The following is a 13,981-nucleotide window of genomic DNA, read 5'->3' as shown; positions in this document are numbered from 1 at the left end:
TCGGAGAATCGAAGACGTGTCCCTAAGCGTTGAGCCTCGCCGTCACCTCAACTTCCAGTTTCATGGCATCGTCCAAAAGGCCTGCGACCAGCATGGTCGCGGCAGGTCTGACATCGCCCAGGTGTTTCTGAAATACGGGCCAGCAAGGCTCAAAATCCGATCGGTCGGGGTAGAGATAGCGAATCCTTAAAACATTTTCGATGGAACTTCCCGCCTCCAGGAGCGCCGCCTGAATGTTCCGGAAACACTGTTCAGCCTGCTCAACAACATCATCGGAAATGGACATCGTCTCGTAGTTGTAGCCGGTAGTGCCTGAGACGAACACATAGTCGCCGTCGACGACAGCGCGTGAATAACCGATCTTGGACTCAAACTCTGAGCCGCTCGAAATTAGCTTGCGAATCAATTTTGCCTCCATGAAGTGGAAAGATGGTGTTGAGGATACAAACCGTGGCCTCACCTTGCGTGGGCAGCGCAAGATCTGGCGCACAGCCTGCGACGATAATTACAAACAGCGAAAAACTAACGACAATTGCCTTGAGACGATTTCTCACCGTCACCGCTCTCCGGCCTTCTAACCAGCGCCGAAACCAAACGCCCGCAACGGCCTACGTTGCCATTGGCGTACAGAGCTCAATCAGCATGCCTGACGGACACCTGACATAAGAAACCGTTTGCCCCCAGGGCTTGGTTTCGGGCGGCTTAAGCTCGATAGCCCCATGATTCAGAGCCGATGCGTGGACGGCAGGCACATCCTCAGCAGCCAGGGCGATCTCAATACCCAAGGGCTGATCGGCGTCGGTTGCGCTGATGTATCCACCGGAGAAATTGGTCGCACCAAGGCCATGCGATGCAAACGCCAGCGTGGTTTGACCGGTATCCAGTTCTCCGTAGTCATTTTCTTCAGTAATGAACCGACGCTTCATGTCGAACGCCTCCTCGAAAAAAGACAACGCTTTCTCGACGTCAGCAACGTAGGTGATGGTGTATCCGAATTTAACCAAAGTTAGTTTCTCTCCGTTCCTGCCCGTATCATCGCCAGGCCTACGCATTATTCTTGAGCTATCGAACCGCGGGTTAAAGCCATACGATTGCCAGTCATAGTTTGTAGCATTGCTCTATCGGTTTTCTGAGCCATAGATCCGTTCAACTACTGGAATAATGTCTTCAGCTTCAGCAAGCGTTGTCGTCGGGCTACAGCCAAGACCCGCGCGGAGTTCGCCCTCCATGATTCGCCCGAACACCAGATACTCCTCAAAAAGTACAAATCTTCGGGCAGGAAACCGTGTTCGAATGCGGACCGTTGCACCAATGTTTCGTTTTGGAGCCCACTTCTTCGACACGCGAAAATGATATTCCTTACTATCGGGAATCCGGTCACCATTGGTGAAAACCGAAACCTCTGAGGTTGTCGTGCCAACAAACACATAATCATAACCCGCGACCGGGTGGCCGTTCGGGGCATCTTCACTGATCACGTATACACAGCTGCTGAAGGCGTTTTCGAACACCAGTATGCATAACACGATGGAGCAACGGCTAAGGAGAGGCTTCATGATCTGACCCAAGGCAGGTTGAGGTGGACTGGGGTGCTGCCATTCTAGACCGCTACCCTATCCATTACGTCGCAATACACGAAACAGCGCTTTTTGATTCAGTGATTCCTAGCTTTTCCAACCAATATTCATGCAGTCAGCCAAGTCGACAGCAGGTTGCGATACAAGTCCTGCAGTAGCAAGATCGCCGCGGTAGAGAGGACCAAGGCGCTCTTGGAAATCAGTGACTCCCACCGCGCGACCGACAGTCCCGACCGGCGAGCAACCGAGATACCACGAATCCAAGCTATGGAAGAGAGGAAAGCCACAGGCGCCGTCACGAGGGTGAACAAGATGGCCTGCATTCCATGGAAGAACATGCCGCCTTCCGAATCAACGGCCGCATGCAAGGCCACCATGAAAATCAATGGCAGCAGCTTTACCAGAACCAAGCCACAAAGCAGAAGTGTTGCTAGCCTGCCCCATTTCCTCATAACGCAACAACTCGGGTTCGCCAGGACGGCTGCGCGCACAAGGCTTATGTGTAGTCTTTGTCAGACGTTAGACCAGCGGGTCTTAAGCCAAAGCGCTGAACCTTAGCAATCTCACCTCGTTGTTTAGTTCCGACAGCAAGGGATCTGACATCGTGAATGCTGAATAATTCGAGGTTGAAGACTACGACACAACAGGTTTCGCTGATCGATATTTGTGGATTAGTTTGCGCCAAACTCTAGAGAAATTGGTATTAGCAAGTAGCTGTAATTGTCGATTCCTGAGCCTACACACGTGGGCTTCGAAAGTCTGAGTACAGCCAGAAGCGGCCGCTGGCAGATGCTAGTAAAGGCGCTCTCTCTCGTCATTTATGACGATCTCGTGCATCTCGCTCTCGGTCAGTTCAAGCTTGCCTGCATCTACCATGGTCTGAGCGAGACGAGGCAGTCCGTCAAGACTAGGCCAGTGCTCGGACTGCCACAGTTGCGAGCGAATCATGCATTTGGAGCAATGAAAAAAAGCCTCCTCAACGGTCACCACTATGGCGAAGTCGGGGCTCTTGCCCTTCATAGCCATCGAGTCACGCAGTACCGCATCACGGACAATCATGGCTTTGCCGCTGACGCGCAGCGTCTCCGTCTTTCCAGGAATCAGAAAAATCAGTCCAACCTTCGGATTCTGAAGAATGTTCTCTATCGTATCGGCTCTCCTGTTTCCCAGACGATCGGGAATCGCGAGAGTCTTCTCATCGAGAATCTTGACGAAGCCACCTGGGTCACCTTTGGGTGACACGTCAGTATTGCCGTCTGCATCAGCGGAAGCGATCAACATAAACGGCGCTCGACCAATAAAAACACCGCAATGCTTGTCTAATGCGGAAAGGGATTTCCGAGTAACCTTGTCGCTAGGCTCTCCCATGATTGAGCGGAATTGCTCTCGGGTCGTTATCACATCTTCAAAACGAGCCACAGTAGTCTCCCAATCCCATTTGGCATCAGCCTATCATTATCAGAAAGGACTCGGCGGAGAGTGACTGACTGGGTCAAGAGCTGCCTGACCCAATGCTTTTCACTCTATCGGGAGCTATCAAAACCAAATAATCGGGTTGGATCCGGTCGGACACGGTCCTTATGGTCAAGCCCTAGCTACCTCATTAAGCCTAAGACCTAGACGCCCGACTCACAGATAAAATCGGTGCCGACCAGGCCCACAGCCTTTTCCAGTGCTTTTCCCGTCAGCACAGGCTTTGGAGAATAAAACCAACCGGGATAGGTCTCGATGTTTTCCTCTCTGATTTGCCTTTGCATAGACACTTTGCATTTTACGTCCTGCTCTAGGAACCATTCGTGCCGCTCGATCCCATACTGCCGGTAATGCTCCAAGCTAAATATTGAGTGATGAAGAGACTCAGCGCCTTTTAGATCCAGGATTGCAAGGTGTGCCCGGAGGCTCAACGCGTACATACCGCCCGCCCCCAACAGGACACCAATGAGCAACGTAATGACCGTCTTTTTCATCGCGGAGTGAAACCTTCGGAATAATCAGCAGGTGGTGGAAACCGCTTTCTTGGCGTCGCGATACCCCAGGTAGAACGAAACCATCATTGCTGCGGCCGCAATCCAGAACATGGCAAATTGGAACCCGCCAGTAACTCCCAGGATAAGGATAAGCAATAGAGCCGCAATAAGCTGCCATCGCCGATCCTCTAATGTTTTCTCAGGAGCAAGGTCAATGACGATCACAGCGATCCCGGCAATCAGCGCGAACACCATGGCAAATATCTTGAGGAGAATAAGTACTCCTTCCAGCACAATCCTTACCTAATGAGCGATTTATCCGCGGCTGCTAGTCTGCCTTTGCGTTAGTCTACTGCACCCATTCGCGTGGCGGCGAAACTAGTCCGAATCCCTAACGACGGCCTCACATTTTCCTTTTCGGCACTGCGGAACATACCGCTCTTTCCGCTTCGCGCAGGTCTCCATGCTGTCCGAGCTTTTGGCATACCACTTTGCGACGTCTTCAACTAAGGGGGCTTTGTTTTCGGCGTTGACAGCAACAACCCCACAGTAGTAACCCACCTCAATCTCGCATTCGGCCGTATTCTCGCACCGCACCCAAGGAGCAACCGGCTCAGACGCGCAACCCGCCAAGAAGAGCCCGATAATCACTACAGAGCATTGCTGATAAGTACTCACCTTCTCAACAGACTTCGTTGGCCAGCGGCGACCATCTCTATTTTCCCCATCGGTCTGGCACCAGGACACTAAACAACCAGACCGAGGTAAAAAGGAACGGTGAGCAGCGATAGGAACGCAAAGAACTTCAATTCTGTGGCCGTCATGGCCGGGTAGATGAAAAAGATCGTGCTGAAGCTTCCCTCCAAGCGTTCTGCGCCCCCGAGCCAGATCAGCCAGACGCATATACCGACGTGAAGTAACGGGTAGATCACGATCCTACTCCATAAAGTCGAACCACAACTGATTCGATGATGCTCTCAGCGTGACTCCATTCTTTAGTTGGGTTACAGGTCTCGATCTTAATATAGCCTTCTACCAGTGACGCAAACACCAGGTATTTAGATCCTTTCGCAAAGCTACGTGAGTATTGTGGGTCAAGGCTCATGACAGCATTCTTACCTAGCTCGGTGCTCGCTTCCCAAACATGGTGTACATCGAAACTAACCAGAAACGGATTAGCAGATGTGACGATACCTGAGAACACATAGTCGTAACCGCTCATAAGCATCCCGTATGGAGCGTCCTCATGAACATAGTTAACACAGCTTGCTCTCACAGGAGTAAGCGAACTGGCAGCGACGAAAATGCTCAGTAGCAAAACCCTAAACAAAATGATTGGCATCCTGCAGGATCCGAAATTCGTTAAGTTTCAACGTTTTTGAGTCGCTCAAAATAGAGCTCATAATCTTCCTGCGAAAAGCAGCAAAACTCGACTAAAGCCAGCGAGGATTGCTCTGCTGTCGCTGAAGTAACCGCCGCCACGGCAATCTCTACGGCAAGCGCTTTAGGGTATCCATAGATTCCGGTGCTTATGCACGGAAACGCTATCGATGAGAAATGCTGCTCTTTGGCGATGCCTAGCGAGTTTATGTAACAGGCCTCCAAAAGCTCTGGCTCGCCTTCGTGGCCACCCCGCCAAACAGGACCCACTGTGTGAATGATGTGACCGGCCGACAGGTTGTACCCCTTGGTCAGTTTGGCCTGGCCCGTCTTGCAGCCATCCAACAAGCGACACTCGTGCAGCAGGTCTGGACCGGCGGCACGGTGAATCGCGCCATCTACGCCGCCACCACCAAGCAGTGACGAATTCGCCGCGTTGACTACCGCGTCGACCTCCAGGGCTGTGATATCACCTAAATGCGCCTCGATTCTTGTCGTCATGGGTTCCGGCTCAAGACTTTTCTTCGCTGCGGTCCAATCGCTAACCCTTTGTATTGACTCAATGGTTTCAAATGTCTTGGGACTTGCGGTCTTCCGCCGATTTAGACGCCTCGCTGGAGTACGCCTCGATTTCCGCAAGGAGGCGTTCACGGGTTGCACGCCCTTCCCGACGTGACGTTTTGATCCGTCGAAACCACGCAATACAGTTGACAACTAGGAGCACAACCAGAGTGACCAACACCATTGCGCGGAGGATCGATCCTGACGGCATATCCTCGAGATAAAACAGAGCCAGCACGCAGCCCGAGGAAACGAAAAAAGTAACGTCCTTGAGATTCATAAAAGCGTCTAGTTTCGCTAAAAGGTTATAACACCCGACTGGTGGCTCACTTGGTTAACTGCGGCACCGCCTTATGCGTAAGTCTGGGATTATTCACTGAATGGGGTATATCAGGTACCACGGTGCGAAGACGACGAAGCAGTCATTTCGTAAAAAAACGCCTCCTCAGTACTCTGGCCGGCTCTCGAGAAGCGTAACCCGTGCCTCGGCGTCACATCTACGACCAGACAACAAACAGGGCGTAACGGGCTCAGGGTAAAGGTCCGCGCAGCGCATTCCATCAATCAAACACGGCGTGACGCTTGCCCCGGTGCTTCTTCTCAAAATCCTTTCTGGCGTTACGAAAACTTGCTGATAAAAGTCCTGCAGAGCCTCGTCTTGGGTTTTGTGCTCCGCTGGCGCATGAAGTCTGGACAGCCATGGTAGCGACACCAAAAAGACGAGGAGAGCAATACCGGAAGCTTTGGAACTCGTTGTCATCTCACCGAAATCTCCTACGATTGAACTTGCTCATTGGGTTCCGCCAGCATTGGGTGACTCGCGAAACCATTCAGGGCGCATTAGCGTGACGCTCGGCAAAACGCTCTATGTGACCTGCCGCTACTTCCGGGCAGCACTGGAGCAAAAAGTGAGGTGCTTCGACGTCAATTATTTCTCCGTGCGTGCAGCAATCCATGAATTCCTGCGAGGATCTTTTGGACACCACTCGATCCTCCGTTGCCCTGAAGTAGATTGCCGGAACCTCTACTTTACGCATTTTCTCCCGGTAGTCTACGTTCAGAACCGCTTGAAGCCTGTGCCTTAAAACGGTCGGACTCACCGTCTTGAGACAGCCTTGAGTTTCCTTGACCAAAGCTTCGGTCCGAAAACGCCCCATAAGCAAGGTCGACAGGATCGCCGAAGGAGACCACATGGGCAGCATTCCGAGTAGCGGCGAGAAGACACGAAGGTATGGCACTGGGTTGACGACAAACGATGCACATAGAACCAACCCTACTAAGCCGCTCGGGTTCGCACTGGCGATGGAGACTGCGATTGGCCCCGAGAACGACTCAGCAACCAAAAGGTACGGCGTGGCCTGAGGCAGCTTTGCAAGCACAATCTCTTCCAGCTCTAGGTAATCGAGTGGCTCTGAAGTGGGATAGCGCACCACCTCTGATTTCAGCTCACAGAAATCGCAGAAACGTTCGAACAACGCCCCGGTTCCATCAGTACCTGGCAATAAGACTAGCTTAGGGTTCACTACGACTCCGCTCGTCGGTCCTCCTACGGACCCGTGGACCTATCCAACGCTTCGGTGCGTCGATTCTTACAGGAATGCAAATTCTCAAACTCCTTAACCTTTACGACCCACCAGAACCAGCGAAAATTTCGCAGGTAGACGAACGATGCTTCAGGCTTTGGTCCAATCGATGTGCACACTGTTGCCCGAACAGCCACCTCACAAGGCCGCTCGGAATCCCGCTTCGTCTTTTTCAGAAGCCAAGCCAAGCTAACCTCATCTGGACTCTGTGGCGCCTCAATCTCAGCTTGAATCGGTAAACCTCTGGATTCGACGAGCATCTCCAGATGAACGTTCTCACGAAACTCGTGGCTGATGACAGCCTGAATGAGCATAGACTCGGTCGCGCTTGGCTGCCGCGGATGAGACGCCCGGATGCACGCGCTCAAATCGGCGCCATAAACAATCAGGAAAACGAAGACGTAAGTTTTCACCGGAAAGACTTACCTGCAACGTAGGTTTTTGAAGTGCAGGCTACCGCACTTAGCGGTTAGCGATATAGGACAGCCAAAAAGCTTGTAATTACGAGGCTGCCTTCATTCTTCTCCATAGGTAACTTAGTGCCACTAACGCCGGAATAACTAGCAAGGCGACCACCATCGGAACACTTTCCTTGATATCTTCTACGTTCAGTACATACACAGAAATGATGTCCGATAAATCAGTTAGCACTCGGACCACCAATATCGTAAAAAGGGCTTGGTGCGATCTGAGAAACAACGCGATGACTATTCCTAATACCGCAGTCACATTCCTCGTAAGATAGAGCTGTACTACATAGTTGATCTCGTTCACTCCTGGAATAAAGTCACCAGGATTTAGGGCAGTTCCAACCGAGAAGAAAAGTACTAGGAACACTTGCACAAAGACGATTGTCCATACCCAAGCTGGCAAGAATTTTTGCTTGTTTTCGCTGATGTCATTCAAGTCGGTTTCTCCACCCATGCGAGAGGCCTTTGCGTTTTAACAAATGTGCTCAGACGGCGCCAAAGGGCATCAGCTCAATCGCATTCTTCTTAGCCACTATGGAGGTAGGCGTGTCTGAAAAAGACAAATTCGTCTCCTTGCCGATGCCCCGGTATTCGCCGCAGGGCGTCCTGCCCCTTAGTGAATGACGTTCCATCTAGCCTAAAGTGGGCAAAATCGTAGGGGTCGCTTTTGCAGTAGATTTCTTCGATTTCAAAATCTGGACCAAAGTCCTCACATTGATACAGCGGTATATTGGCGCGATAGTCGTGCACCCACGTTTTTCCTTCATAGACCAAGGTACCGAAAAGGTGCGTTTCACCCGCTAGATCGACAAATACCAGAATACCTCCCCAATAAAGCACTCCAGGAATATGCGCATACTCCCCCGCCTCGAGCGGCGGAAGTGAAATACGAGGCAGGCTGGCCAGTGAACTAGCATTTGGGCGCAAGGAAGAAATGAACGGCGCGCTCGCCAAAACAAGGCCACAGCAGATCATTCCGATACAAACGGAGAGCAGAAGTCTTTTGCGAGAGTTTCGGCTGAACATCATGCTTAACTATCAACCGCAGGCGTTTTTGGTTGGGAGCATCACTGTATCGTGTCGTAACGCCTCCCGAACCAACAGCACTGCCATCGTGATCAGGTGCGCCACCAGAATTTTCTGCGGGGAGTAGGTTGACCAGCCAAAATGGCTCAGAGTCAAGCCGTGACTGGCAGAAAAGACGGATATCAGAAGAATCCAGTGAATTGGACTGCGGCGACAATTCAAACCATCAGGGCTCCGCGCGACCGGTGGGATCAATCGAATGCTCAAATACCCAGACGCTAAGCATCAGTTTTGGGCAATTCGCAAAGCTCAAGTGTTCCACCGTGGGTTACAACCGGATGCTGTTCCAGCAGAGAAACTAGCGAATCAAAATCCTCTGTTTCAAAGCGCATGAATCCGCCGATACTGACTGTGATGTCTGTGACCGGCTTCCTACCCAGCTGAGATCGATTGCCAATCTCACTACCACCTCGAAAAAGGCCACTTTGAATTGCGCTATCGAAAAAGGAATCCCACTCTTCTTTTGATGTATCGGACTCTGTGTTGTTGTGAATGAAGAGAATGTATTCCATCTTTTTGTCCTCTGAAGCACAACGACAAGTATCAACTGCCAGTGCAGACGGCCAGCAGCAGCCTTTTGTTATGCATGGGAATCGCCATCCTTCTGTCCTCGCCACCTTTCAATGATGATTCTAGCCACCGGAATGCTCGCTACACCGCCCAATAGCGGCGGGAAAAGAACCTCTGGTGGTAAGGGGCCTCTCGAAGCCAGGTAACCATAAGTGAACGCGCTGATAGTTACGAGCAACCAACTTATCCTGGTATTTGCTGAATGGGACAAGGGGCTCAATCCAAAGGTCAACAGCCCGGCAATGAGCCCCGGCAGGTACGCGTACATGAGCAAGAAGATTAGAAGCACAGAAATCGACTCAACGCTTACCAACCACGCTCAGCGGCCGACGCCGCTGGCCAGTTTCAGGCATTGGTCATGCGGATTCTTTGGAGGCATAAGCTCCCAGCCAGCCACCGAGGCAATTGAAAAACATGCCGTATAAACCGTACGAAAAGATGATTTCCTGCGCTGCGCTACGACTAAACGCAACGCCAACGATTGACAGGATTATTGCTAGACCCAAAAGTCCAACGACAAATCCATGAAGTAAACCCTGCCGCCCGGCCATCCGACCAGATACATAACCGCCAATTCCGAGCATCGCTGTTCCCAACACCGAAAGCGCCAACCAAAACCAGCCGGCGTCGAATAACGATGTTGCGTTGTTTGCTGCCAGTGTTGCAGCCATCGAAATCACAAGAAACGTCCCCACAAACGCTAGTGTGCCGGCGAGAAGCGCTTTTGGACTTAGCTCCGTTAGCATCTCTTTTCCACGTTGCAGGAAACCACAAAGCCAAACATCAGCTGCTGGCGCAGCCGGTTAGCCGCTAAATCTTGTTTGGGCGTATTTTTGCTGAGCTCAACTTCACTGCAGGTTACAAATACCAATGGACTACCCTCATCCCCGTGATAAGCCCCATTTGCTAGCGGGTCGTACTGATTTCATCGAGTAAACCCAGCTTCTCCAGAGAATTTGATAGCAGACCGGTTGGTGAACACTCATTGACCATGGCGTAGCCAGCCTCCACTTTGCCAAATACCAAATACTCCTGACCTGGAGCGAATCTGTACATTCGGTCGAATACTGAAACCTTCACTCGGTGAGACTGCCCATTCACCGCGCCCTTCAAAGATTGGAGAACTGTCATTTCGTATTCGAGGCCATGAGCCAAATCGTATTCATTGGTTCCACCGGGAGTTTCTTGCACCAGCGCGACAAAAATCGACTCATATTTGCCGTAAGCGTTCGCCACATCCTTTTCGACGCTACCGTAGGTATGTTTGCGACAGTTTGTTGATTGGCTTGATGGCGAGATCACAAACAAAACGAAAAGCAGAAGAAATCTCATCGACTTGCTTAGGACTAGGCTCAGCTGCAGCCGCTTGTTATAAGGATTCGGCCAGGCGCTCGCCAATACCTAGGTAGATTGGCAGCGAATACTCAAAGAGTTTTTCATTGACTTCAAATCTCCGTGTATTGAATAGCTTGTATGCAGGATGCCGGAACCACTCAATGAGCTGCTCAAGTTCCCTCTCCGTAAAAATTCGGACATAGACATCCGCTTTCGCCTCCATGAATTCATCAGATTGAATTGTCTTCAGCAATTCCTCACGGAGCTTGTCCCTGTGCTCTCTCAAACTGGGAAAATTCTGAAGAACCATTGGCATAACTGACCGATCGACGAGCTCTTCCTTATCTTGGGAAGAAGACACTCTGTCGAATTCCATCGCCAATTCCAGGTGTCGGTTTTCCCCGCGCGCAGGAAAGGCGAATACAAGCAACATACTCAGCAATACTGTTTTCATCGAATTCCTAATCACGAGTAGCCTCAACTGCCTTCGCAACCGGTCAGCTGAAGCGACTTGTTAGTCGTTCCTCGAAGTTTAAATCGCACGAATTGGGTCATATGATTCGTTCTCAGCATGGCAATAGGGACAACGAGGCGCTGAGGTCAAAATGACTCTCCCGCAATTGTGGCAATCGGCCAACTGTTCAGATATTTCCGCCTCTCCGTCTCTTCTCCCGTCAGCAATATCAATCTGGGCCACCATTAGCCGCAAATCAGCGTCGGTCATTCCGTTCTTGTGTTTCATGAGCTCCCACATGGCCAATGTCAGAAGCTTCAGCCGCTCGTAACGCACCTCCAAACGCCGGTTTTTCTCACGGTTCGCGCTGACCGAACGTTGCGTTTGAGTCTGGAGCGGGTCATCCGAACTAGCCCCTTTATCTAAGAATTCTTCAAGAAGATCGAAAATTGGCATAAATCTAACCTTTATGACTAACGACGATACTCAGCCGCAGAAGCAGGCGATTAGCTGCAGATTCTAATTTTGCATCGATCGCCCCCTAAACCCGGCGAAGCTCACACTGCGTATTCTTGTGACTTACCCTCCCAAGCCAAGTTTCACTTCCGTACCTTAGCTTAGAAAAATCGTTCCATCCGTAAATGTATAGATACAAGGCAAGGGCAGCTATCGCGTGGGGGTAATTGTGTACACGGCCACTAACTGCCGCTTCTCCGACGAACTCCAAGTCGACACCCTCAACCTGAGAAACCGAAGAGTTGCCGCTAACAGCACAGACAAAATCATATCTGGAAGAGCTGTAGCTCGACGGCACGTCGGGTATCTCAGCCGGACTAACTATTAAAGCCCGACACACTTTGCCAGTTGAGACATTCCTGCTATTTAGGGCAAAAGCCAACCCGCCCGAGCGTAGACTCCTCGTAGCATAAAACGAGTTGTCCCCACTCAGCCAAGATGGTTTCGAAGGGTTAGCATCGGTGTCGAGTAGCTCGAACGACTGAGACAAAACGCTATCCATGAGCTCCCCGCGAAACTCGGAGTGTTTTGGCCGTCACCTGCTTGCACCTTTTAGCTGCGTGCACGGCTAGCACTCCGGATACCGATTGATAATTGCGCCGCAATGTAGATTGATAGGCCCACAGCACCCAGAATGCCTGCTTTCGTCAGTATTTCGGTTCTCGTCCCGTATAGGCCTTCAATACGGCGCTCTATTTCCGGCGAGAAATCGTACCAACGGGCCTCAAAGCAAAACAATGCCAAGAAGAGCATGGCCAAGCCGACCGCAGCAAATACAACTTCCACGGGGTATTCTTTCAACAGTCTCCTGCCCAGAAAGTACGGAACCGCGAATGTAATCAGCGCAACTTCCAGGGCTTTATACTCCGATATGGTTGTAAAAAGCCCGTGACCCAATACGCCTCTGCCAAGTGGAATTAGGGTGACAAAAGCATCAAGCAGAAAAGCCAGTGCTGTTGCGCCAAGTATCAATCCTGAGGTCTTGAGATCATCCACTGTCTGAGCAGCTAGCGACTTAGATCAGCCTCCGGCGCAGCTGGTTAGCTGCCTGCATTTGTTATGCCTTCGCATTACTGTTCAGTCAAAGATAGCCCTTCTATTAGTGCCAAATGCTTGAATGGAAAATTTTTTCCTACTTGGATATTCATTTCAATCGGCCAAGACATCATTAACATAAAAATGTGATTACTTTGCTGCTGATAAGCATGTCTTACTCTCTGTGTGCCAAATTCGCGATTGTCGAATAAGTAGTCGATCACTCTGAAGTCATTTCCGGCAATAGTCATCGCGGACCTACGATAGACCTCAACACCGCTATCTGCGTTCCTCAGTGTCTCAATTAACGCTTTATCTATTGCTTCCTCTGGAATGTTTATCGCATCTTCTTGAAATTCGATTCTTAGTAGGAAAGTCGACCCGTCATCCTTGTCATAAAGGCCAATTAAGGTATCGTTTTCTGAATCTACCTCTTCTACAATTGACCATATTTTTTCGTTGAAATGAACAGTTATTTCATGATGGTTCGATGACCACTTACCTGAATCGGCGGTACCAATAGTCAACAATAGTGGAACGATAATTTTGATTGAATGCATACGTGCTTTTTGACAAACGCCCAGCATCAGCGACCTTACACGGCGCGATGCGCCGTGTAAGGTCGGGGTGCATGCGCTTGTTATATTCCAGATTGCTTGGCTTCATAGCTTTCGATATTTTCGGCAGCCTGCTGACGATAGAAGCTTTCTAAGCATTTACTCCATTCTCTAAAATGATCCATATCGTTCAGGGCCGCGTCTATTTTAAACAACATGTGAAAGCAAGGCCCTCTTGGAGAGAAACACCAAGAATCGTCTGTTTCAAGCGCTCTCTGTGCAGATTCCAATGTAGAAAATCGCTCAAAGAAGGGAAATGCTATCCCTTCGATTGCGATCTTAAGCTTTTGTGGCATATCTTTAGGCGGATCTTCGATATTTATATCCCAGCTTCCTTGTCCCTCGTAGCCTAAGCCTTCCATATGTTGGACATTAGGTGAGTATTGCTGAATTTGGTAATGCATGGGGCAGAGTCCGAGTAGCTTTTCCATTCTTCGAGCCGCAGCGAAATTTCTACCAAAGTAGAATGATAGATTAATAAATGGCGACCATTTATTTGACCCAGATAACACGATTACGTCGTATCCATCTTGCCGCTCTCTCCTAAGCTCAAGCTTAGATCTGAAAAATCTAAACTCCCCTCCGAATAATTCCTCCAGATCCGAACCAAGCTCTTTTTGATAGTTATTGGCTGCCGACATGCTGTTTGTGTGGAATACAACGACTAGGCTTAGCTTCCAGCGCAGCCAGTCAGCTGCAGTGGTGAAATGGACTCCTCACGTCCCACCGGTAGGTTGGGACCGGTCGCCCGGCATCTAAGTGCCAAAATTGCTATGCAATTGGAAACGGAGGAGTCCACCCATGCAGTCTAAAACCATCGCCGTCGATTT

Annotated in this window: 21 protein-coding genes; all 21 read right to left on the bottom strand. The window is 50.4% G+C overall.

The window, feature by feature from the left end; all coding sequences use genetic code 11:
• Positions 1–22: 22 nt before the first annotated feature.
• A complete protein-coding gene (locus AAF358_19850; GenBank protein MEM7707816.1) occupies positions 23–406 on the bottom strand; it encodes a RidA family protein in 384 nt (127 codons plus the stop codon).
• Positions 407–608: 202 nt separating this feature from the next.
• On the bottom strand, positions 609–1,004 hold the full coding sequence (locus AAF358_19845; GenBank protein MEM7707815.1) for a VOC family protein: 396 nt from the start codon (positions 1,002–1,004) through the stop codon (positions 609–611).
• Positions 1,005–1,118: 114 nt separating this feature from the next.
• A complete protein-coding gene (locus tag AAF358_19840; GenBank protein ID MEM7707814.1) occupies positions 1,119–1,556 on the bottom strand; it encodes a hypothetical protein in 438 nt (145 codons plus the stop codon).
• 128 nt (positions 1,557–1,684) lie between these two features.
• The gene (locus AAF358_19835) at positions 1,685–1,987 is read right to left on the bottom strand and encodes a hypothetical protein (protein MEM7707813.1); all 303 of its coding nucleotides are present in this window, start codon (positions 1,985–1,987) and stop codon (positions 1,685–1,687) included.
• 382 nt (positions 1,988–2,369) lie between these two features.
• Positions 2,370–2,996, bottom strand: a complete 627-nt coding sequence (locus tag AAF358_19830; protein MEM7707812.1) for an MSMEG_1061 family FMN-dependent PPOX-type flavoprotein — start codon at positions 2,994–2,996, stop codon at positions 2,370–2,372.
• 197 nt (positions 2,997–3,193) lie between these two features.
• Positions 3,194–3,544 carry a hypothetical protein gene (locus AAF358_19825; protein ID MEM7707811.1) on the bottom strand — a complete coding sequence of 117 codons (351 nt, stop codon included), beginning with the start codon at positions 3,542–3,544 and terminating at the stop codon, positions 3,194–3,196.
• 24 nt (positions 3,545–3,568) lie between these two features.
• A complete protein-coding gene (locus AAF358_19820; protein MEM7707810.1) occupies positions 3,569–3,838 on the bottom strand; it encodes a hypothetical protein in 270 nt (89 codons plus the stop codon).
• 452 nt (positions 3,839–4,290) lie between these two features.
• Complete coding sequence (locus AAF358_19815) at positions 4,291–4,476, bottom strand: hypothetical protein (GenBank protein ID MEM7707809.1); 186 nt, start codon at positions 4,474–4,476, stop codon at positions 4,291–4,293.
• The gene (locus tag AAF358_19810; GenBank protein MEM7707808.1) at positions 4,473–4,766 is read right to left on the bottom strand and encodes a hypothetical protein; all 294 of its coding nucleotides are present in this window, start codon (positions 4,764–4,766) and stop codon (positions 4,473–4,475) included. Before AAF358_19810 ends, AAF358_19815 begins: the two co-directional genes overlap by 4 nt.
• A 140-nt stretch (positions 4,767–4,906) precedes the next feature.
• Positions 4,907–5,425, bottom strand: a complete 519-nt coding sequence (locus AAF358_19805; protein MEM7707807.1) for an O-acetyl-ADP-ribose deacetylase — start codon at positions 5,423–5,425, stop codon at positions 4,907–4,909.
• 890 nt (positions 5,426–6,315) lie between these two features.
• Complete coding sequence (locus AAF358_19800) at positions 6,316–6,960, bottom strand: alpha/beta hydrolase (GenBank protein MEM7707806.1); 645 nt, start codon at positions 6,958–6,960, stop codon at positions 6,316–6,318.
• Between the two features lie 609 nt (positions 6,961–7,569).
• Positions 7,570–7,974: a hypothetical protein gene (locus AAF358_19795; GenBank protein ID MEM7707805.1), complete on the bottom strand. Its 405-nt coding sequence runs from the start codon at positions 7,972–7,974 to the stop codon at positions 7,570–7,572.
• 89 nt (positions 7,975–8,063) lie between these two features.
• Complete coding sequence (locus AAF358_19790; GenBank protein ID MEM7707804.1) at positions 8,064–8,567, bottom strand: hypothetical protein; 504 nt, start codon at positions 8,565–8,567, stop codon at positions 8,064–8,066.
• A 275-nt stretch (positions 8,568–8,842) separates the two neighbouring features.
• Positions 8,843–9,136, bottom strand: a complete 294-nt coding sequence (locus AAF358_19785) for a hypothetical protein (GenBank protein MEM7707803.1) — start codon at positions 9,134–9,136, stop codon at positions 8,843–8,845.
• Positions 9,137–9,550: 414 nt separating this feature from the next.
• Complete coding sequence (locus AAF358_19780; protein ID MEM7707802.1) at positions 9,551–9,940, bottom strand: hypothetical protein; 390 nt, start codon at positions 9,938–9,940, stop codon at positions 9,551–9,553.
• Positions 9,941–10,100: 160 nt separating this feature from the next.
• Positions 10,101–10,526, bottom strand: a complete 426-nt coding sequence (locus AAF358_19775; GenBank protein MEM7707801.1) for a hypothetical protein — start codon at positions 10,524–10,526, stop codon at positions 10,101–10,103.
• 37 nt (positions 10,527–10,563) lie between these two features.
• Positions 10,564–10,983: a hypothetical protein gene (locus tag AAF358_19770; GenBank protein ID MEM7707800.1), complete on the bottom strand. Its 420-nt coding sequence runs from the start codon at positions 10,981–10,983 to the stop codon at positions 10,564–10,566.
• A 78-nt stretch (positions 10,984–11,061) separates the two neighbouring features.
• The gene (locus AAF358_19765; protein ID MEM7707799.1) at positions 11,062–11,439 is read right to left on the bottom strand and encodes a hypothetical protein; all 378 of its coding nucleotides are present in this window, start codon (positions 11,437–11,439) and stop codon (positions 11,062–11,064) included.
• Between the two features lie 612 nt (positions 11,440–12,051).
• Positions 12,052–12,495, bottom strand: a complete 444-nt coding sequence (locus AAF358_19760) for a hypothetical protein (protein MEM7707798.1) — start codon at positions 12,493–12,495, stop codon at positions 12,052–12,054.
• Between the two features lie 74 nt (positions 12,496–12,569).
• Positions 12,570–13,121, bottom strand: a complete 552-nt coding sequence (locus AAF358_19755; protein MEM7707797.1) for a hypothetical protein — start codon at positions 13,119–13,121, stop codon at positions 12,570–12,572.
• 53 nt (positions 13,122–13,174) lie between these two features.
• The gene (locus AAF358_19750) at positions 13,175–13,792 is read right to left on the bottom strand and encodes a hypothetical protein (protein ID MEM7707796.1); all 618 of its coding nucleotides are present in this window, start codon (positions 13,790–13,792) and stop codon (positions 13,175–13,177) included.
• Positions 13,793–13,981: the final 189 nt, after the last annotated feature.

The sequence above is a fragment of the Pseudomonadota bacterium genome, from assembly GCA_039033415.1.
Classification (GTDB): Bacteria; Pseudomonadota; Gammaproteobacteria; order Xanthomonadales; family SZUA-38; genus JANQOZ01.
The sequence above is the reverse complement of the archived record's forward strand: the minus strand, read 5'-3'. Positions and strand labels throughout refer to the sequence as shown.